At 67.2% G+C, this 18574-nt stretch carries 14 protein-coding genes; 6 read left to right on the top strand and 8 right to left on the bottom strand.

Features of this window, described 5'->3' with window-relative positions; genetic code table 11:
- Window positions 1-57: 57 nt before the first annotated feature.
- The 8 genes from AC1ROD_RS05795 to rhmD form a co-directional block, all read right to left on the bottom strand.
- Window positions 58-2847 carry a TonB-dependent receptor gene (locus AC1ROD_RS05795; RefSeq protein ID WP_492947298.1) on the bottom strand — a complete coding sequence of 930 codons (2790 nt, stop codon included), beginning with the start codon at window positions 2845-2847 and terminating at the stop codon, window positions 58-60.
- A 192-nt stretch (window positions 2848-3039) separates the two neighbouring features.
- Window positions 3040-4491 carry an oligogalacturonate lyase family protein gene (locus tag AC1ROD_RS05800; RefSeq protein WP_492947299.1) on the bottom strand — a complete coding sequence of 484 codons (1452 nt, stop codon included), beginning with the start codon at window positions 4489-4491 and terminating at the stop codon, window positions 3040-3042.
- Between the two features lie 31 nt (window positions 4492-4522).
- Window positions 4523-6805 carry a hypothetical protein gene (locus AC1ROD_RS05805; protein ID WP_492947300.1) on the bottom strand — a complete coding sequence of 761 codons (2283 nt, stop codon included), beginning with the start codon at window positions 6803-6805 and terminating at the stop codon, window positions 4523-4525.
- The gene (locus AC1ROD_RS05810; protein WP_492947301.1) at window positions 6805-8067 is read right to left on the bottom strand and encodes a sugar MFS transporter; all 1263 of its coding nucleotides are present in this window, start codon (window positions 8065-8067) and stop codon (window positions 6805-6807) included. Before AC1ROD_RS05810 ends, AC1ROD_RS05805 begins: the two co-directional genes overlap by 1 nt.
- Before the next feature lie 59 nt (window positions 8068-8126).
- Window positions 8127-9023: an amidohydrolase family protein gene (locus AC1ROD_RS05815; RefSeq protein ID WP_492947302.1), complete on the bottom strand. Its 897-nt coding sequence runs from the start codon at window positions 9021-9023 to the stop codon at window positions 8127-8129.
- A gap of 16 nt (window positions 9024-9039) precedes the next feature.
- Window positions 9040-9786 (bottom strand): SDR family NAD(P)-dependent oxidoreductase, encoded by a 747-nt coding sequence (locus AC1ROD_RS05820; RefSeq protein ID WP_492947303.1) that lies wholly within the window; start codon window positions 9784-9786, stop codon window positions 9040-9042.
- On the bottom strand, window positions 9783-10631 hold the full coding sequence (locus AC1ROD_RS05825) for a fumarylacetoacetate hydrolase family protein (RefSeq protein WP_492947304.1): 849 nt from the start codon (window positions 10629-10631) through the stop codon (window positions 9783-9785). Before AC1ROD_RS05825 ends, AC1ROD_RS05820 begins: the two co-directional genes overlap by 4 nt.
- Window positions 10632-10650: 19 nt before the next feature.
- The gene (rhmD, locus tag AC1ROD_RS05830) at window positions 10651-11844 is read right to left on the bottom strand and encodes an L-rhamnonate dehydratase (RefSeq protein WP_492947305.1); all 1194 of its coding nucleotides are present in this window, start codon (window positions 11842-11844) and stop codon (window positions 10651-10653) included.
- A 137-nt stretch (window positions 11845-11981) separates the two neighbouring features.
- On the opposite strand from rhmD, the gene AC1ROD_RS05835 reads away from it, so the two are divergent.
- From AC1ROD_RS05835 to AC1ROD_RS05860, 6 genes are all read left to right on the top strand, one after another.
- A complete protein-coding gene (locus tag AC1ROD_RS05835; RefSeq protein ID WP_492947306.1) occupies window positions 11982-12776 on the top strand; it encodes an IclR family transcriptional regulator in 795 nt (264 codons plus the stop codon).
- A gap of 21 nt (window positions 12777-12797) precedes the next feature.
- Window positions 12798-13559, top strand: coding sequence for an L-rhamnose 1-dehydrogenase Lra1 (lra1, locus tag AC1ROD_RS05840; protein WP_492947307.1), 762 nt, complete (start codon window positions 12798-12800; stop codon window positions 13557-13559).
- A gap of 9 nt (window positions 13560-13568) precedes the next feature.
- Window positions 13569-14702 (top strand): FMN-dependent L-lactate dehydrogenase LldD, encoded by a 1134-nt coding sequence (lldD, locus tag AC1ROD_RS05845; protein WP_492947308.1) that lies wholly within the window; start codon window positions 13569-13571, stop codon window positions 14700-14702.
- A 125-nt stretch (window positions 14703-14827) separates the two neighbouring features.
- Window positions 14828-16141 carry a pectate lyase gene (gene pelA / locus AC1ROD_RS05850; RefSeq protein WP_492947309.1) on the top strand — a complete coding sequence of 438 codons (1314 nt, stop codon included), beginning with the start codon at window positions 14828-14830 and terminating at the stop codon, window positions 16139-16141.
- A 198-nt stretch (window positions 16142-16339) separates the two neighbouring features.
- Window positions 16340-17689, top strand: a complete 1350-nt coding sequence (locus AC1ROD_RS05855; RefSeq protein ID WP_492947310.1) for an MFS transporter — start codon at window positions 16340-16342, stop codon at window positions 17687-17689.
- Complete coding sequence (locus AC1ROD_RS05860; RefSeq protein WP_492947311.1) at window positions 17682-18572, top strand: SGNH/GDSL hydrolase family protein; 891 nt, start codon at window positions 17682-17684, stop codon at window positions 18570-18572. Before AC1ROD_RS05855 ends, AC1ROD_RS05860 begins: the two co-directional genes overlap by 8 nt.
- Window positions 18573-18574: the final 2 nt, after the last annotated feature.

Here is an 18574-nt window from a genome sequence, read left to right on the forward strand (position 1 = left end):
TGGCCCGGAGCGAAACGCTCCGGGCCTTAGTGATGCGCTGATCCTTGGGAGGAAGACTCAGTATTTCCAGCGCAATCCCACGGCGATCTCACGACCGGTGTGACGGTAGTCGGAGACGCGATCGGTGATGTCGACGTAACGGTCGGTGTAGGCGTCTGTCAGGTTGATACCTTCCAGCGACACGGTCATGCTGTCGGTGATGTCGTAGGACATCGAGGCGTCGATGTTCACGGCGTCGTTCACGCCCTCTTCCGAGTTGCCGTTGGAGCCCGGGAAGGACACCAGGTACTGGCTGCGATAGGCCGCAGACACCCGGGCCTGGAAGCGGCTGGTCTCGTAGTACAGGGTGGCGTTGGCCGTATTCTTCGACTGACCCGTCAGACGGTTCCGGCCGGCGGTGGCGCCGTAGCTGACGTCGGAATCCACCCAGGTCACATTGCCGGTGAAGCCGAAGTTCGACCAGAAGCCGGGCAGGAAGGTGAAGGGCTGCTGGTACTGGATCTCGATGCCGTCCAGCTTGCCGCCCTCGCCGTTCAGGCGACGGGTCACCAGGAAGAGGTCCGTCGGCTGGGCCGCGCCCTGCAGAAGCTCCAGCGGCAGTCCCAGGGTGTTGTAGGGCGCCGAGACGGTTTCCGAGGTGATGAAGCTGTCGATGTCCTTGTGGAAGACGGCGACGGCCAGCAGGGCCTCGTTTCCGAAGTACCACTCCACCGAAGCGTCGTAGTTGGTGGCGCGGAATGGGTTCAGAAGCGGGTTGCCGTAGGAGACGGTGCGAGTGGTCGGAGACACGCTGCCGCCCGGGGTCAGGTCGCCCAAGGTCGGACGCGACATCACCTTGGCCGCGCCGAGGCGCAGAACGACGTTGTCGCGCGGTTCGAACACCAGGTTGAACGACGGCAGGACGTCGTCGTACTCGTTCTCGGCGGTGACGTAGTTGTAGCTGACCACCGCCGGGGTGCCCGAGGTGACCGTCTGCCAGCCCTTGGAGGTGACCTCGGTCTTCGCGTAGCGGATGCCGACGTTGCCGCGAACCGTCCAGTCGCCCAGCATGGTGTTGAAGTCGGACTGCAGGAACAGGCCGTTGTCCGTCTCGTAGACTTCGCGCTCGCTGCGGTTGGCGACCAGCGGATCGTTGTAGAAGCTCAGGCTTTCCGCCAGCTTGCGGATGTCGGGCACGATGAACGAAAGGGTCGAGCCGGCAGGGGCGTCGACATAGCCGTCGATGCTGACCACGCGGCCCCATTTGTCGACGCCGACCGCAGCCTCGGCGCCGGTGGGCGCCGTCTTGGCGCGGGCCAGACCGAAGGTCTCGAAGTCGTAGGTGCGGTGTTCGCCGCCGAACTTGAAGCTGATCTGGTCGGTCCAGTCATAGGCGAGGTTGGCCGCCAGCACCCGGTTTTCGAAATTCCCGCCGCCGTTGCTCTTGGTCGCATTGGTCAGGGCGAAACGGGCGCCCGAGGTGGTGTCGAAGCCGTAGCTGATCATCGGCTGGCGGTTGTCGCCGCGGGCGTCGAAGGTATAGCCGTTCACGCCGGTCGCCTCGAACCGATAGGCCTCGCTGATCGGGGTGCGGGCTTCCGAACGGTTGATGCCGACCTTCAGGTTGCCGTGCAGACGATCCGTGAAGTCGTGCCGGGCGTTCAGCGAGGCCTGGGCGAAGGTGCTCTCGTTGCGGGTGAAGCCGTTCTCGGCCGCCACGATCATGTTGTTGAACACACCGTAGGACAGGGCGTTGCGCGTGGTGTCGATCGCGTAGTCCTGCACGATCACATTGTTCACGGCGGCGCGGCTGAACGACCAGGCCTCGAGGTTGGGGCTCTCGGTCTCGGAGTTGAAACGCGAGTAGAGCAGGTCGAGGTCGACCTCGGTGCGGTCGCTGGGACGGTATTGCAGCGAGCCGGTCATACCCAGTCGGTCTTCAAACGTCTGGCCGAGGGTGTAGCGGGGGATGCGCGGATAGAAGGCGCGCAGCAGGGCGTCGCGTTGGGCGGTGGTGGTGCAGGGAACGCAGCCGCCGAAATTCTGGCCGCGGCCATAGGGCGAGCCCGTGACGGTGTTGACGTTGGTCGGGTCGCCCGACTGCCAGCGCGTGGTGTTGAAGCTGCCCAGGATGGGCGCGCGTTCCGAATAGGCGATCGAGAACAGGCCGCCGAAGGTCCTGTCGGGGTTGGACCAGCTCAGCAGGCCGGCAAGGCGCGGGATCGTCTTCTCGGACAGGTCATTATACGAGGCCTGCGCCGACAGGGCCGAGTGGAAGCCCGGGGTGGCGAAATCTAGCGGACGGCCCGTTTGCAGATCGACGGTCGCGCCCAGGGAGCCTTCCTCGATCTCGGCCGACTGGGTCTTGCGGACCTTGATGCTGTTGAAGAGCTCCGAGGCGAACATCGAGAAGTCGAAGCTGCGGTTCCGGTTGCCGCCGGTCGCCGCCTGGGCTTCCAGGCCGTTGATGCGGGTGCGGGTGAAGTCGGATCCCAGGCCGCGCACCGAGATGGTCGTGCCCTGACCGTTGACGCGGTCGATGGTCACGCCGGGCAGGCGCTGGATGGCCTCGGCCAGGTTCTGGTCGGGGAAGTCGGCCATGTCTTCGGCCAGGATGACGTCGACGGCGCCGGCTTCGCTCTTCTTGATGGTCAGCGCGCGCTGCAGGCTGGAGCGGAAGCCGGTGACCACGACGTCCTCGACCTGGGCGGCGCCGTCATCCGGGGCGGTCTGGACGGGCTCTGCGGGAGTCGGGGTCGGGGCTGGGGTCGTCTGGGCGGCGGCGACCGTCGCGGACCCAAGGGCCAGCAGCAGGGCGGTGGCGGAAACGCCCGCGGTGATCGCAGATCTGGCGTGAACTGGACGCATCTTCATCTTCTCCCCGCACCGGGCGCGATGGCACCGGTGTCATTTGTTGGTATGGCATCGCGATAGTTGGGCGCGATTTCGTTCCACTTATTGCAACAGCTTCTCGCTTTTTGCAACAGGGTGGTCTTCGAGGTCGAAAGATGGCGTGTTTTTAGGGGAGGCGACCTCGACCTCCGCCCCCGATGGCCTGCATCAGGCGCGGGCTACCTCGGCGGCGTAGACGTGGTTGCGGCCATGCATGTTGGACACGAACAGCACCCATTTGCCGTCGGGCGTGAAGGTGACGTTGGGCTCCAGCCGGTAGTCGTGCAGGCTCATGTCGACGAGGCGTTCGGTGCGCAGATATTCGACAGCGATCAGCTCGTCCTTGTCGCTGTCCGGATCGCTGTCGATCAGTGGCTCGGGGCGGAGAAGGACCAGCCATTTGCCGTCGGGCGCGTGGGCGACCATGTCGGCGTCGCCGCCATCGCCCGCGAAGAAGGTCCCGTCGGGTGCGGTGTTGTAGTGCACCGACCAGCTGTTCTGATCGACCCGCCGGTAGATGCGCTTGCCGGTGGTCAGATCGACCGAGGCGACCCAGAAGACCTGTCCGCGCGGCGTCTGCAGGTCATAGGTCACGGACTGGCCGTCCGGCGCGAACCATTCGTGGCCGAAGATTTCAAAGTTCATGGTGCGCTGGTGAAGCTTGCGCAGGTCCGAGCCGTCGACCTTGATGGTCCACATCCGGTCGACACGGTGCCAGGGGCCCTCGTGCGAGAAGATGATGCGGTCCGGATCGACCGGCGAGAACTGCGGGTGGTTCAGCCAGTCGGTCGCCGAGTGGATGACGCGCCGCTCGCCCGTCTTCAGGTCAACGACGAACAGCTCCATCGGCACGCGCGCGGCCCAGCGCTGCAGCATCCGCACGCCCTTGGCCTTGGCGAAGATCAGCGGCTTCCCGTCCGGCCCGAGAGCCGCGTACTCGGCCTGACCCGCGCGGCGATTGCGGGGATCGGCGGCGTCCGGCTGCAGCGGCGCATCGCCATAGGCCACGGTGCCGACGCACAGGGTCTCGTCGGCGTTGATCGAGCTGAACTGTCCCTGTTCGAGCCGGGCGATGCGGCGCGTCTGACCGCTGTCGATATCGACCGCATGCAGGGTGCGCGGACGGTCCGTCGGCTGGCCTTCGCCCGGATCGGTGACGGTGTAGTAGACCGTGCGGGTCTTGCGTCCGGTCAGCAGCAGGTCGGCGTTGTCGTCGGCGACCAGGACCGAGCGGCGGAAGCCGTTGTTCAGCTCGACCTTGATGATCCCCTCCGACGAGGAGAAGACGAACACATCGCCCTGGGGCGTGAACATGCTGCGGTAGAAATAGAGCTTGTTGCCCCCTTCGTCGCCGGACAGACGCACCACGCGGTGGCCCGTCTTCGGGTCGACCCAGTCGGTCGGAACCGGGCCGTTCCAGGTCGGCCAGGGCGGCGGCGTATCACCGACCTGATGGATGGGCGGGGCGGTGTTCGGGGCCGGGAAGACAGGCGCGTCTCCGGGGGCAGGCGCGGCGACGGGCGTCGTCTGGGCCTGGACCGGGCCGGCGAGGGCGCCCACGGCCGGGGCGGCGAACAGGGCTTTCAGGGCGGTGCGGCGGGAGGTCGTCAGATCCGTCATTGGGGGGGGCGTTCCTCGGAATGTCTTGTGATCAGGGGGCGGGCGTCAGGCCTTCGACGCGGACGGTCCAGCCTTCCTTCGGGAAGCCGGGCGCATGGCCGGTCGAGCCGTCCCAGCCGGCGGCCATCAGACCCACGGCCATCAGCAGCGACCCGTTCGACGGGAAGTAGGTCTCGGCCGCGCGGCGATAGCCCGGACCGTCGGGATTGACCGACATCGTCACCCCGCCGGCGCCGGCGGAGATGGGCACCAGTTCGTCGGCGTGCTCGTCCAGATGGACGCGCGGGGTCATGCCGGTGACGCCCCACTGGTTGTTCTTGCGGTCAGCGAACAGCCAGTCGACGGCCTTGTCCGGCTCGCCCAGCCGCGCGGCCGTCATGGCCATCATCGGGAAGTCCCAGCCCCAGGTCTGGCGCATGTCCCAGTTGGCTTCGACAGCGTCAAAGGTGCGGCGCATCGCTGCGGGGTCGATCCGGTCGCCGGGAATGAAGCCATAGGCCATCAGGAAGGATGGGTGGTCGCGGTTCTTGCACGACGGGTCCGAGGCGTGCTGGCGGCACAGGTCGGACATGGCCGTGGTCCAGAAGTCCGGAACGCTCTCGACCGGCAGATAGAGGCCGTCCTTCATCGGCGGCGGCGCCAGTTTGGCCAGCGCCTGATCCCATTCGGCCTTGCGCGGCTTGCCCTCACGCTCGCGCCAGGCCTGGGCCGTTTCCAGCGCCCAGCGATAGTATTCCAGCTCGAACGTCGGATTGGTCGTGGTCAGGGGATCGTAGTTCTCCTGCGCCGGGATCATCGGGGCGCCGAGGTTCAGCCGGCCGCCGCGTTCGCTGGGCCAGGAGGCCAGCAGGTCAGCGGTCGCCTCGACCACCTCGCCGTAGCGGGCCAGCACCGCCGGATCCTTCTCCGCGCGCCAGACCAGTTCGGCCAGCAGGATCGGATGCGGCTGCTGCCACATGATGAAGGGCGAGACGAGGCTGGGGCTGTTGCGCCCCTCGGGCCCGACCATCTTGGGCCACCAGGCGCCCTGAATCCCATGACGGGCGGCCTCGGCGCGGGCATTGGCCAGATTGCCGACATACCAGGGCAGGCTGCGCTCCAGCATCTCCGGATGACCCCAGAGAGCCTGCCAGCCCGAGTGCCAGGGATGCATCTCGAGATGGAATTTGCCGTACCAGCTGTTGGAAAACAGGCCTTCCTCCTGCGGGGGCAGGGCGCCGGCGCCGTTCACGGCGGAGAGATACTGCGACAGCACCACGCGGCGCTCCAGCTCCGCCGCGCGAGGGTCGGTCGAGCCGGAGAAGTCGACGGCGCCGCCCTTGGTCCAGAAATCATGCCACCAGTCCGTGGTGGCCTGCGCCCCGTCCGCGAGGGTCGGAGTCGCGACCGCGCTCTCGGCCTTGTCGAAGCGGACCATGACGGTCAGGCGGTCGCCGCCGGTCGGGGCGACGCGGAAGTCGGTGTCGCCGACCTGTTCGACCCGGCCGTCGCCGGCGATGGCGGACAGATAGGTCGTCTCGTCGAGCGTTCGGCGGATGCGGGTTTCCTGCGCCGTCTGCGACACGATGGAGAGGCTCTGTGCGCCCGAATTTTCGAACGTCGTCGTGTCCGGATTGATTGCCGGATTGACGCCCGGATAGCGGACGCGGACGCCGAGACCCTGGCTGGCGACCAGCGGCGAGGCGATCTCGACCATGACCATGTCGAGCGTCGGATGGACGCGGGTCACCACCTCGACGGGCTGGCCGTCATAGGTGAAGCGGCTGGTCAGGGTTCCGGTCCAGAGGTCCAGCGTCTGGGTCGCGCCCGACACCTTGGCGAAGTCCAGCGCCTGACCGTCCTTCAATGTCAGGCCGATGCGGGCCACCGAGAAGCGGTGGGGATTGGCGCGCAGCCAGGTGAAGGCGGGGTTGGTCTCTGCGTCCGCCCAGGATTTCATCCAGGCGTAGGGCTGGTCGCCCCGACCGGGGACCGGAACCTGAACCAGACCGCTCTGCTCGGTATAGCCGTTCGGGTTGGGGAAGCTGTGCCAGGACCACTGGGCCATGGTCATCAGAGGGGCCAGTTCCGAATATTGCTCCGGAAAGGTCTGCAGGCCGGTGATGTCGGCGGTGAAGCCCAGCGCCCCGTTGCCCAGCATGACCGGCGCATGCCGGTCGATGGCGGTCAGGGTGACGTTGTGACGGCTGACCAGCGCTTGTCGGTCGATCGGCGCGGCGGACGCCACCGCTGCGATCGGGGCGACCGTCTGGGCGCAGGCCGCCGCCGGAACGGTCAGCAGGGTGAAGGCGAGAAGTGCGGGACGCAGGCGCATCAGACGGCGTCCTTCCGGCCCAGCCCGGCGCCCTTCCAGCCATACCAGGCGACCACGACGAAACAGACGGTCGGCAGCAGGAAGGCGATATTGGCGCCGTAGAGATCGGCCAGCTTGCCCATCGGCCAGGGCAGCAGCACCCCGCCGCCGATGGCCATGACCATCAGCGAGGACGCCTGTTTCGTGCGCGCGCCCAGACTCGTGGTGCCCAGGGCGAAGATGGTCGCGAACATGGTCGATTCGAAGAAGAAGACCGCGATCAGGGCGTAGGACGAGACCTTCTCGATATTGGCCGCGACGACCAGGGTCAGGATGACATTGATGATCCCGTAGGCGGTCAGCAGGGCGCGGGGCGGGATACGCAGCAGCAGGGCGGTCGCCGCGAAGCGCCCGACCAGATAGCCGATGGTCGCCGCGGACAGCATGAAGGCCGCCGCCTGGGACGTCAGGCCGGTCCAGTTGTGCGTGACCATGTTGATGAAGTACGCGCCGATGCCGACCTGGGCGCCGATATAGAGGGCCTGGGTGATCACGCCGGCGATGAAGTGCGGCTGTTGCGACAGGGGGCGGGCAGGAGCCTCGCCCGAGGCCTCGCCGCCGTGATCGGCCAGACCCGTCTCGGGTAGGCGCGCGCGCCAGACGGCGAAGGCGAAGATCAGCACGCCCACGGCGATCAGGCCATAGACCGTCTGGATCGAGCGGGTCGCGCCGCCCAGGGCCTGGGTCGTCGTGGGGCTGAAGAAGACCGCGCCGCCGATCAGGGGGCCGAAGAAGACGCCGAGCGCATTGAAGGACTGGGCCAGGTTCAGCCGCTGCGACGCCTTGGCGGGATCCCCCAGCACATTGACGTAGGTGTCGGCCGAGGTCTCCAGAATGCACAGGCCGCCCGCGAGCACGAACATCGAGCCGACGAAGGGCAGGAAGGCCCCGGCCGAGGCGGCGGGAATGAACAGCAGGGCGCCGATGGCGGTGACGCCGAGGCCGGTCACGATGCCGAACTTGTAGCCCCGGGCGTGAAGCAGCATCCCGGCCGGAATGGAGAGCAGCAGATAGGCGCCGAAATAGGCGATCTGCAGCCAGGAGCTGTCCGCCTGGCTGATGCTCAGCGTCTCCTGGAAATGCTTGTTCAGGACGTCGAGTAGCCCGTAGGCCAGCCCCCAGATCAGGAAGCAGGCGATGGCGAAGGCCAGCGGGCCTTTCAGGTTTCCCGCGGGCTTTGCGAGACCTCCGGTCGTATGGCCGGCGTCGGTTTCGATGCTCATGTCGTCCTCGGTGTTTCCTGGTTGCCCGGCCGTCTTGGTGCGGCGTTCGGCGGTGAATATCAGATGCGGTAGATGGCCTCGGCGTTGGCGGCGAACAGGCAGTCGCGCTCGGCAGGGCTGAAGTCGGCGGTGATGGCGTCGAAGGCGGAGTAGAAGGCGTCGAACGATCCGTGGACCCGCTCGACCGGAAAGTCGGAGGCGAACATGGCGCGCTCGATCCCGAAGACCTCGATGCACTCCAGAACGATCGGGCGAAGGGACTCCGTCGTCCAGGCGCGGTCCGTGATGCCGAGGCCGGAGATCTTGATCGAAACCTGGGGCAGGGCGGCGAGCAGGCGCAGGCCGGTCCGCCAGCGCGCCATTCCGGCCTCGTCCCGATCGGTGGGCAGACCGGCATGGTTGATGATTATCGGCACATTGGAACAGCGCGCGGCGATGATCGCGGCCTCCGCCATCTGCGACGGATAGAGCTGAAGGTCGAACGACAGCCCGTACCGGGCCAGCTTCGCCAGCCCCGCGATCCAGGCCGGATCGCGCAACAGGTCGCGGTCGGTATAGGTCTTCAGCGGATCCGCGTGCCAGCAGACGATCTGGCGGATGCCGCGCACGTTCGGCCGGGCGGCATGGGCCTCCAGCAGGGCGTCCAGATCGGGATCCAGGAGGTCGGCGCCGGCGACGATGCCGTGGGGATAGCCGTACTGGTCGGCCATGGCCTGCAACCAGTCGGTCTCGCCCAGTTGTTCGCCGATCGGCATGCCGCATTCGACATGGACGATCTTGTCGATCCGCCAGCCGGCCGTGTCCGCCATATAGTCGGCGAGCCCGTAGTTCCGGTGTGCGATGGGGCTCATGTTCCCCGCCGGATTGTTCGGCAGGGGATCGTCCTGGAGCCAGCCGTAGCGCGCGCGGGACAGGTCCCACAGGTGGACGTGAGGATCGACGATGCGAAGGTCCACGCCCACCTGCCGGCGCCTAGTAGGTGGTGCGGCCGCCCGACGTGTCGAACGTCGAGGCGGTGGTGAAGCTGCATTCTTCCGAGGCCATGAAGCAGACCATGGCGGCGCTTTCCTCGACCTCGCCGAGCCGGCCCATGGGGATCTTGGACTTCATGTAATCGACCTGGCTCTGGGGCAGTTGCTCCAGGATCGGGCTTTCGAAGGTGGCGGGGGTCAGGCTGTTGGCGATGACGCCTTTGCCGGCCAGTTCCTTGCCCAGCGACTTGGTGAAGCCGATCACACCGGCCTTCGACGCCGAATAGGCCGAGGCGTTGGGATTGCCTTCCTTGCCCGCGACCGACGCGACGTTGACGATCCGGCCGTAGCCGTTCTCAAGCATGTAGGGGACCACCGCGCGCGAGCAGTAGAAGACGCCGTTGAGGTTGATGTCGACCACCCGCTTCCAGCTGTCGAGCGGGAACTCGTGCACCGGAACCGTGGCGCCCGTGATGCCGGCCGAGGCGATCAGGATGTCGACCTTGCCGAGTATCCGGTTGGCTTCGGCTGCGGCGGCGGCGACCGCGTCCGCATCGGAGACGTCCAGCGCCACGAAATGCTGGGCGCCGATTTCGGCGGCGACGGAGGCCAGGGCCTCGGCGTTCAGATCCCACAGCGAGACCTGGCCGCCCTCGGCGATGATGCGTTCGGCCGAGCTCTTGCCCAGACCCGACGCGCCGCCTGTGACGATGGCCGTGCGGCCCGCGAAACGTCCTGCGTAGCTCATCGCGACCACGCCACGAAGGTCTGGCCCTGTTCGCCCAGCTTCTCGATGCCGAGGCGAACGGTGTCGCCCGCCTTCAGATAGAGAGGGGGCTTCATGCCCATGCCCACGCCGGGCGGCGTGCCGGTGGTGATCAGGTCGCCGGGCTCCAGCGTCATGAATTCCGACAGGTAGGACACGATCTCGGCGACCGTGAAGATCATGGTGTTGGTGTTGCCGGTCTGGACGCGTTTTCCGTTGAGGTCGAGCCACATGTCCAGGTTCTGGACGTCGCCCACCTCGTCGGCGGTGACCATCCACGGGCCGACGGGGCCGAAGGTGTCGCAGCCCTTGCCCTTGTCCCAGGTCGGTCCGCGCTCGATCTGGAAGGCGCGCTCGGACACGTCATTGATCAGGACATAGCCCGCGACGTGGTCCAGCGCCTCTTCTTTGGTGACGTAGGAGGCGGCCGTGCCGATCACGACGCCCAGCTCGACTTCCCAATCGGTCTTCTCCGAACCGCGCGGAATGACCACGTCGTCGTTCGGGCCGTTCAGGCAGGTGATGGCCTTGGTGAAGACCACAGGCTCCGAGGGGATCGGCAGGTTCGATTCCGCCGCGTGGTCGGCGAAGTTCAGACCGATGGCGATAAATTTGCGGCTGCCGGCGACCGGCACGCCGTAGCGGGGCTCGCCTTCGACGACGGGCAGGGAACCGGTGTCAATCGCGGCCAGCGCTTTCAGGCCTTCGGGCGACAGATGATCCGGGGTCAGGTCGGCGATGACGCCGGACAGGTCGCGGATGCGGCCTTCGCCATCCACCAGGCCGGGCTTTTCCTGACCCTTGGGGCCGTAACGCAACAGTTTCATAGGGGAGGGAGCCTTTGTCTTAGCGGGCGTAGGGGCGGTGCAGGGCGATGTCGCGGTTCAGCTCGACGCCGAAGCCGGGCGCATCGGGAACCTTGAGGCGGCCGTTCACGGGAACGGGCTCGCCGATCAGCTGCGGATGGAACATCGGCACGACCTCGTCGGCGCCGGGGGCCATCATCAGGAACTCCGCGAACGGGCTGTTATGGCGCGTCACGACGAAGTGGTAGGAATAGACGCTGGATCCGTGCGGGATCATCAGCACGCCCTTGGCGTCGGCCATGGCGGAGATCTTGATCAGTTCGGTGACGCCGCCGCACCAGCCCACATCGGGCTGGATGATGTCGCAGCACTCCATCTCCAGCAGCATGCGGAAGCCCCAGCGGGTGGCCTCATGCTCGCCGGTGGTGACCAGCATCCCCTTGGGGGCGTTCTTCTTCAGGGCCTGGTAGCCCCAATAGTCGTCGGGGCTCAGCGCCTCCTCGATCCACTTCAGGCCCAGCTTGTGCGCCTCATGGGCCAGGCGGGTGGCATAGTTCAGGTCCAGCGCCATCCAGCAGTCGAACATCAGCCAGAAGTCGTCGCCGCAGGCGTTCCGCATGGCCTCGAGTTCGGCGAGGTTCTTGCGCAGCCCCTCGACCCCTTCGGCCGGGCCGTGATGCAGGGGCATCTTGCCGCCGATGAAGCCGAGTTCCCTGGCCTTATCCGGCCGGGCGCCGGTGGCGTAGAAGGTCAGTTCGTCGCGAACCGCCCCGCCCAGCATGGCGAAGACAGGCTCCTGACGCAGCCGGCCCAGCAGGTCCCACAGCGCCAGATCGACGCCGGAGATGGCGTTCACCACCAGACCCTTGCGGCCATAATACTGGGTCGAGAAATACATCTGGTCCCAGATCTTCTCGACCTCGGACGGATCGCGGCCCTCAAGGAAGCGGGCCAGATGCTTCTCCACGATATAGGCCGCCGGTTCGCCGCCGGTGGTCACCGCGAAACCGACGACGCCGTTTTCGGCCTCGATCTCGACGACCAGGGTGCCCAGCACATTGATGCCGAAGCTGCGGCGGCTCTGGCGATACTCCGGATACTTCGCCATCGGCGTGGCGATGTGATCGTCGATCCAGTGGCCGTCGCCCTGGTCGTGATAGTCGGCGCCGCCTCCGGTCCCGTCGTTCTTCACGACGAAGGCGCGCACGTGTTTGATTTTCGGCAGGCGACTCATCCGCGCAGGACCTCTTCGTGAATCGTTCCCATATTTCGGGATGACACTGGCGTTTCTCCGCGTGTCGCGTCAAACTGGACTGGCAATCGCCGTCCGACTTGCGCGTTTTGCTACATTCTGAAACAGGTGATTACGTGATGGGACAAACTGCGTCAATCGACACGATGGAGCCGGAAGAGCCGGCCAAGGCCTCGGGCAGCCAGACCCTGCTGCGCGGGCTGGACGTCATCGACGCCCTGATCGACGGCCCGCTGTCGCTGGCCGATCTGTCCGAGAAGCTGGAGCTGACGCGCAGCACCACCCACCGTCTGGCCGCCGCCCTGGTGGACCGGCGTCTGCTCTCCTTCCGGCCGCGCGAGGGCTACACCCTCGGGCCGAAACTGCTCGAACTGGGTCATGCGGCCAGCCACCAGATGCATCTGCCGCGCATCGCTCGGCCCTGGCTGGAACAGCTGTCGGCCGCCACCGAGGACACGGTCCATCTGGGCGTTCTGGACGGCCATCACGCCCTCTATCTCGACAAGGTCTCGGGCCGTCGGCGCATCAACATCGGTTCGAAGCTGGGCGAACGTCACCCGATCGCCTCGACGGGTCTGGGCAAGGCCCTGATCCTCGACAAGTCCGAGCCGGAGTGGACCGAATTCTACGCCCCCGAGGGCTCGACCTTCGACTCCACCGCCCGCGCCGTCTGGCTGGAGCGGATGCGGGGCTATGCGTCCAAGGGCTATGCCTTCGACCTCGAGGAAAACGAGGATCAGATCCGCTGCGTCGCCGCCCCCGTGCGCGGGGTGGACGGCAAGGTCGTCGCCGCCGTCAGCGTCTCCAGCGCCGCCCAGTATATGAGCGACGCCCGCATGGCCGAACTGACCGTGACCGTCACCGACGCCGCCAACGCCATCAGCCGCGATCTCGGCTGGTCCCCCAAACCGTAAATCGTCATCGCCGGAGCCCGCATGCTGCTTGAGAACAAGGTCGTCCTCGTCACCGGAGGATCACGCGGCATCGGCGCGGCTGTCGCCATCGAATGCGCCCGTCACGGCGCGGACGTGGCCATCCATTCCAACCGGGGCGGGGAGGCGGCCGCCGAGGTCATCGCCGCCGTCGAGGCGCTGGGCCGTCGCGCCATCCACGTCGAGGGCGACGTGGCCCAGCCTGAAAGCGCCGCCGAATTCGTCGCGGCGGCTGTCCAGGCCTTCGGTCGCGTGGACGTCTTCGTGTCCAACGCCGGCATCTGCCCGTTCCACGCCTTCCTCGATATGCCGCCCGAGACCCTGAAGCGGACCATGGAGGTCAATCTCCACGGGGCCTATTTCATGACCCAGGCGGCGGCCAACCAGATGGTGAAGCAGGGGGAGGGTGGGGCGATCGTCGCCATCAGCTCGATCTCGGCCCTGGTCGGCGGCGAGTTCCAGACCCACTACACCCCGACCAAGGCGGGGGTGCACAGCCTGATGCAGTCCTGCGCCATCGCCCTGGGCAAACACGGCATCCGCTGCAACTCGGTCCTGCCGGGCACCATCCTGACCGACATCAACAAGGACGACCTCTCCGATCCGGCCAAGCGCGAATATATGGAGGGCCGTATTCCTCTGGGTCGCCTCGGCCAGCCCGAGGACATCGGCGGATCGGTGGTCTTCCTCGCCTCCGACATGGCGGCCTATGTCACCGGCGCGGCCCTGCTGGTCGACGGCGGCGCCTTCGTGAACCTGCAATAGGCCTCAACGGTGGTCATCTCTTCGCCCGGCGACTTCCGGGAAGCGGCGCGCCGCAAGCTGCCGCCCTTCCTGTTTCACTACATCGACGGCGGGGCCTATGCGGAGCAGACCCTGCGCCGCAATGTCGAGGACTGGCAGGCCGTCGCCCTTCGCCAGCGCGTGCTGCAGGGCGTGGGCGAGATCGATCTCGAAACGGAGCTGTTCGGCGACACCCTGAAGCTTCCGGTCGTGCTGGCTCCGGTCGGCCTGACCGGCATGTACGCCCGGCGCGGCGAGGTGCAGGCGGCCATGGCGGCGGCCTCCCGCGGCGTGCCCTTCACGCTGTCGACCGTCTCGGTTTGCCCCATCGAGGAGGTGGCTCCCGCCATCGACCGTCCGATGTGGTTCCAGCTCTACGTCCTGCGCGACCGGGGCTTCATGAAGCACGCTCTTGAGCGGGCGAAGGCGGCGGGGGTGAAGACGCTCGTCTTCACGGTCGACATGCCCGTTCCCGGAGCCCGTTACCGGGACGCCCACTCGGGCATGAGCGGGCCACACGCCGAGGTCCGGCGCATGGTGCAGGCCATGACCCACCCGGCCTGGGCGTGGGACGTCGGCCTGAACGGCCGGCCGCACGACCTGGGCAATGTCTCTCGTTATCTGGGAAAGGCGACAGGCCTCGCTGACTACATCGGCTGGCTGGGGGCGAATTTCGATCCGTCGATCTCGTGGAAGGACCTGCAATGGATCCGCGACTTCTGGGACGGGCCGATGATCATCAAGGGCGTTCTCGATCCGCAGGATGCGCGTGATGCGGTCAGTTTTGGAGCCGACGGCATCGTGGTCTCCAACCACGGGGGGCGTCAGCTGGATGGCGTCCTGTCCTCCGCCCGGGCGCTGCCGGCCATAGCCGAGGCGGTGAAGGGTGACCTGAAGATCCTGACGGATTCAGGCATCCGCAGCGGGCTCGACGTTGTGCGGGCGCTGGCGCTCGGCGCCGATGCGGTCATGCTGGGCCGCGCCTTCGTCTACGCGCTCGCCGCGGACGGGCAGGCCGGGGTCGAGACACTGCTGGACCTGTTCGCCAGGGAAATGCGGGTCACCATGACCCTGTCCGGCTGCAAACGCATCGCGGACGTCGGTCCGGGCGCCGTAGCTATTTGATCCTTGGCGTAATGTTTCGTGATCGCGCGGACGTCGTGACGCTGATTGTCGGATGATTGACGCTCAAGTCTCATCATGTAGCATGACTATCAACATAATGAGATAGAGTCCGGGGAGGACCTTCCATGCGATCCCACTACAAAGCCGCCGTCGCGGCCTCCGCTGTCATGGCCGCCCTGTTTGTCGGCGCGCTCGCCGTCCCGGCCGCGGCAGATGTGATCGGACGCAACGTCCCCGCGGTCTCCATGACCGCCGACCGGATCGCCAGCCTGCCGGCTGCCGAGCAGGACGCCTGGTACGACTATATGAACCGCTCCATCGCCCAGCGCGCTCTGGACCGCGCCACCCTGGCCGCCGAACTGCCCGCCGGAGCCACGCCGCCGCCGCCGCCCCAGGCCGTCGGCGGGTCCCACTACAACATGCCGCTGGACCGCGATCCGGCCTGGTACGCCACGGCCGAGGCCCGCGCCATCGCCGACAATATGGTCAGCTTCCAGACCCCGGCTGGCGGCTGGTCGAAGAACCAGGACCGCACCGTCCATCGTCTGCCCGGCCAGCGTTACGCCAACGACGCCGAGCATATGGACCTCGACATGGAGAATTTCGACGCTCCGGTCGACCGCTTCTGGACCTTCGTCGGCACCCTGGACAATGACGCCACCACCACGGAGATGCGCTTCCTCGCCAAGGTCGCGGCCCAGGCGCCGGGACGGCAGGGCGACGCCTGGCGCGCCAGCATCCTCAAGGGCGTCAACTATCTGCTGAACGCCCAGTACCCCAACGGCGGCTGGCCGCAGATCTGGCCGCTGGAGGGCGGCTTCCACGACGCCATCACCTTCAACGACAACGCCGTCGCCAAGGCGTCCATGGTTCTGGAGGATGTCGCCGAGGGCAAGGAAGGCTTCGGCTTCGTGCCCGCCGCCCTCAAGACCCGCGCCGCCGCCGCCCAGGTCCATGCGGTCCAGCTGATCCTGCGGGCCCAGATGCGGATCGACGGACAGCTGACGGCCTGGCCCCAGCAGATCGATCCCCTGACCCTTCAGCCGTCCAGCGCGCGCAACTACGAGCCCCACTCCCTGGCCAGCGGCGAGACCACCGACATCCTGATGTTCCTGATGCGCCAGCCGAATCCTTCGTCGGAGGTCAAGGCGGCCGTTCGGGCCGGGATCGCCTGGCTCGAGAAGACCCGCGTCTACGACAAGTCGTTCGAGATGACCCCCGACGGACGCAAACTGATCGACAAGCCGGGCGCCGGGCCGATCTGGTCGCGGAACTATGACGTCACGACGGGACACCCGATCTTCGGCGACAAGGACCAGTCGATCCACGACGACGTCAACGGCATCTCGATCGGGCGCCGCAACGGCTATTCCTGGTGGAACGCCACGCCCCAGCACGCGCTCGACGCCTATCCGGCCTGGGCCGCGGCGAACCCCTGATCCGTTGATCGCGCCCCTCGCGCGCATGACCGGTTCAGCTGGCAGGTGAGCGGCAGGGGCGCGCCGGCACGCAGGTGATCCATGTCTGCCAAGTGAGACTTGCAGTCTGCATACCGACCATCGTTTCGGCTGAGGCCCGGAATGCGTAGGTCTGGGTTCGAGCGGCCCTGACGCATTCGGCGGGGTCAGGAGCCGAACATGCCGAGCATTGATCTACCCACGTTTGATCCGACCGAGGCAGAGGCGGCGAACACCGCCGCGACTCCCGGGCTGCGCAAAACCGCCTGGGGCGCGGTCATTCTGGTCTCGACCATCATCCTGATGGCCGGGATGGTGCGGCTGGCTTTCTCGCCGCTGCAGGAGGCCGCCAAGGCCGAGCTGGGCCTGACCGACTACCAGATCAGCCTGATCCAGGGCATCGCCGCAGCCCTGCCCATGGCCCTGATCGCCATCCCGCTGGGCTGGCTGACCGACCATACGAACCGCGCCCGCATCATGCTGGTGCTGGGCCTGTGCTGGACGGTCGGCATGGTCGGCTCGGCCTTCGCCAACGACTTCACCAGCCTGTTCGTGACGCGGATGCTGGCGGGGCTGGGCACGATGAGCCTGGTGCCGGTGGCCATTTCCGTGCTGGCCGACATGTCGGCGACCCAGCAGCGGGGCAGGGCGATGCTCTTCCTCGGCATGGGCAATACGCTGGGGCCCGCCCTGGCCTTCGTCATCGGCGGCGCCCTGTTCACCGCCTTCTCCGGAAACCTCAGCCTGCCGGGGATCGCCCTGACGCCCTGGCGCGAGACCTCCCTCGTCTTCGGCGTGGCCAGCGCCGTGATGCTGCTGCTCCAGTTCCTGATCCGCGAGCCGGCGCGCCACGAGGTCGAGAACCACAGCAAGGCCATCAAGCCGCTGGTTCAGGCCCTGCTGCGCCGCTGGAAATTCCTCCTGCCCCTGTTCGTCGGCCAGATCAGCGTGATCATGGCCGATGCGGCGGCGGGCGTCTGGGCCGTGCCGGTCATGCAGCGCGACCTCGGCATGAGCGTGGGCGAGGCGAGCGGCCTGCTCGGCGGCATCCTTCTGCTCGCGGGTGTGCTTGGGCCGGTGGTCGCCGGCTTCGTCGCCGACCGGGGGCACAAGAGCTCGATCCGCGGCGGCATCATGATCGGGGCCGTGATTGCCTCGGCCATCGGCGTCCCGGCGGCCCTGTTTCCGATCATGACCAGCGTCCCGGTCTTCGCGGGGGTCCTGTTCGTCCTGCTGATCGCCGGCTCCATGACCGGCCTGATCACCGCCACCGCCATCGCCGTCCTGGTGCCCAATGAGGAGCGCGGCGTCTGCCTCGGCGCCTTCATGATCCTCGGCGCCCTGATCGGTCTGGGCCTGTCGCCGATCCTTGTGACGCTCGGCAGCCGGGCGCTCGGCGGCGAGAGCCATCTGGGCCTGTCGCTCGCCATCGTCGGGGTGGCGACGGGGTTGATCTCCTTCGCCGGCTTTGTGATCTCGATGATGAACGCCCCGGTGCGCGCCGTGCTCGCGGGCGCCGACCATGACTGAGCGGAAGCGCAGGTCGCGCTGGGTGGCGCGGGGCTGCCTCGGCGTTCTCTTGCTCCTGCTGGCGCTCGTCGCGCTGGCGACCCTCTTCGTCTGGCTGCAGGCGCGGCGGACCCCGGCCGGACCGCATGATTATGTGGCGCTAGGCAGCTCCTACGCCGCCGGCGCGGGCCTCGGAAAACTCGTGAAGGATAGCCCCTTGCTCTGCGCCCGCAGCATCAACGGCTATCCGCAACAGCTCGCCCGCCTGCGCCGCATTGCCATCACCGACATGAGCTGCGGCGGGGCGGTGACGAAGAACGTCCTCACGGGCGGACAGTTCTTCCAGGGGCCACAGATCCGCACGATCGGCCCCGAGACCAGGCTGGTCACCCTGACCGTCGGCGGCAACGACATCGGCTATGTCGGCGACCTGTCGCTAATGGCCGCGCGCAAGGCCGATAGCCTGTTCGGCTGGACCGTGCGTCGCCTCTGGAAGGGGCCCAAATCCCCGGCGGACCGCGACTACGCCGGCCTCCAGGCCGAGCTGACGGCGAGCCTCAAGGCGATCCACCAGCAGGCGCCGAAGGCCACGGTCGTGGTCGCCACCTATCCGACCATCCTGCCCTCGTCCGGAACCTGCGCCCGTATCGGCCTGACGCCGGCCGAGGCCGATATGATGCGTGAGGTCGGAGCACGGCTGGCCGACACCACGCGTGCGGCGGCTGAGCAGGGTGGGGCCATCCTCGTCGACATGAATGCGCTGGGCGTCGATCACCACGCCTGTTCCGCCACGCCCTGGACCAGCGGCTGGCCCAGCAAGAACGGCGCGCCCTTCCATCCTACGCTTCAGGGCGCCGAGGCGACGGCGGCCGCCGTCTCCGCCGCCCTCGAGGGACGGCGCTAGGC

Source organism: Brevundimonas sp. GW821-FHT12E07 (genome assembly GCF_058807035.1).

What these genes read in the sequence shown, in the direction of transcription:
- lra1 (WP_492947307.1), top strand. Translation starts at nt 12,798, where the DNA reads ATGCTGCTTGAGAACAAGGTCGTCCTCGTCACCGGAGGATCACGCGGC.
- AC1ROD_RS05835 (WP_492947306.1), top strand. Translation starts at nt 11,982, where the DNA reads ATGGGACAAACTGCGTCAATCGACACGATGGAGCCGGAAGAGCCGGCC.
- AC1ROD_RS05795 (WP_492947298.1), bottom strand. Translation starts at nt 2,847, where the DNA reads ATGCGTCCAGTTCACGCCAGATCTGCGATCACCGCGGGCGTTTCCGCC.
- pelA (WP_492947309.1), top strand. Translation starts at nt 14,828, where the DNA reads ATGCGATCCCACTACAAAGCCGCCGTCGCGGCCTCCGCTGTCATGGCC.
- AC1ROD_RS05820 (WP_492947303.1), bottom strand. Translation starts at nt 9,786, where the DNA reads ATGAGCTACGCAGGACGTTTCGCGGGCCGCACGGCCATCGTCACAGGC.
- rhmD (WP_492947305.1), bottom strand. Translation starts at nt 11,844, where the DNA reads ATGAGTCGCCTGCCGAAAATCAAACACGTGCGCGCCTTCGTCGTGAAG.
- AC1ROD_RS05855 (WP_492947310.1), top strand. Translation starts at nt 16,340, where the DNA reads ATGCCGAGCATTGATCTACCCACGTTTGATCCGACCGAGGCAGAGGCG.
- AC1ROD_RS05805 (WP_492947300.1), bottom strand. Translation starts at nt 6,805, where the DNA reads ATGCGCCTGCGTCCCGCACTTCTCGCCTTCACCCTGCTGACCGTTCCG.
- AC1ROD_RS05825 (WP_492947304.1), bottom strand. Translation starts at nt 10,631, where the DNA reads ATGAAACTGTTGCGTTACGGCCCCAAGGGTCAGGAAAAGCCCGGCCTG.
- AC1ROD_RS05810 (WP_492947301.1), bottom strand. Translation starts at nt 8,067, where the DNA reads ATGAGCATCGAAACCGACGCCGGCCATACGACCGGAGGTCTCGCAAAG.
- AC1ROD_RS05800 (WP_492947299.1), bottom strand. Translation starts at nt 4,491, where the DNA reads ATGACGGATCTGACGACCTCCCGCCGCACCGCCCTGAAAGCCCTGTTC.
- AC1ROD_RS05860 (WP_492947311.1), top strand. Translation starts at nt 17,682, where the DNA reads ATGACTGAGCGGAAGCGCAGGTCGCGCTGGGTGGCGCGGGGCTGCCTC.